Here is a 727-nt window from a genome sequence, read left to right as displayed (position 1 = left end):
TTGAATTAGTTTTTGATGATAAGGAACTAGATTTGAGCACTAGACAAGCTGATATTGGAATTTTCATGAGAAGACCAAAACAGCTAAATTATATTCAGAAAAAATTAGTTGATATCAAGTATTATATATATGGATCAAATAAGTACTTAGAAAAAAATGGAATGCCAAAAACAATAGGTGATTTAAATAAACATAAATTTATTTCTTTTGGAAAAGGCGCTCCTTCACCAGTTTATAACCCTGATTGGGCATTAAAAATTGGAATGCATGATGGAAAGAAAAGAAAAACAATTATGAGAGTAAATAGTGTTATGGGATTATTGTTAGCTGTTGAGTCGGGTGTAGGATTGGCTGCACTTCCAGAATATCTAGTATCAAATTCTAATAACGTTATTAAAGTACTTCCAAAAGTAGAAGGACCAATAACAGAAGCTCACTTTGTGTATCCGCAATCATTAAAAAACACAGCTAGAGTTCAAGCTTTCAGAAATTTCTTATTCAGTAAAATTGGCGACTGGAAATAGATAATAGTCAAAAACCCCATAAATTATTAATAAACCTTAATCTGCGACATTATTGCGATTGATAATCATTCGCATTGAGAATAGTTCTCATTCTCAACAATAACGTAATAATTTAAGGAGTTTAATGAGAAAATTATCAATTTTGGCGTTAATTACATCTTTATTCTTATCAACTTTTGCGATTGCGAATGAGGTAAATGTAT

1 protein-coding gene is annotated in these 727 nt (G+C 30.1%); it reads left to right on the top strand.

Features of this window, described 5'->3' with window-relative positions; genetic code table 11:
* On the top strand, positions 1–524 hold a 524-nt coding region (locus AMN83_RS01765; protein ID WP_256998051.1), incomplete at its 5' end, for a LysR substrate-binding domain-containing protein.
* Between the last annotated feature and the right edge of the window lie 203 nt (positions 525–727).

The organism is Candidatus Pelagibacter communis, from assembly GCF_001180025.1.
Lineage (GTDB): Bacteria > Pseudomonadota > Alphaproteobacteria > Pelagibacterales > Pelagibacteraceae > Pelagibacter > Pelagibacter ubique_A.
The sequence above is the reverse complement of the archived record's forward strand: the minus strand, read 5'-3'. Positions and strand labels throughout refer to the sequence as shown.